The following is a 213-nucleotide window of genomic DNA, read 5'->3' on the forward strand; positions in this document are numbered from 1 at the left end:
TGTGGGAAATACGCAGCAGCTGCAGGACTTTATTTATTGGCGGCCAGATGCGTCCGGTACGGGCGTCGTGCCCATTTATGTCGTAATAAGCGGCCCCCGCGACAGGCCGGGTCGGGTCAGTGGCAAAGGTGAAAATGTCGGCACAGATTGGCTGAATAAAGCCGGGCAGGGGCCTGGCGCACCAATCCCAGGCCAGATAGCGGAGAGATTGCT

1 pseudogene is annotated in these 213 nt (G+C 58.7%); it reads left to right on the plus strand.

Going from position 1 to position 213, the window contains the following annotated elements:
- Nucleotides 1–67: 67 nt before the first annotated feature.
- A pseudogene (locus tag A1830_RS24160) lies at nt 68–213 on the plus strand (HNH endonuclease); the annotation flags it as partial.

This window comes from Erwinia sp. ErVv1, assembly GCF_900068895.1.
Classification (GTDB): domain Bacteria; phylum Pseudomonadota; class Gammaproteobacteria; order Enterobacterales; family Enterobacteriaceae; genus Erwinia.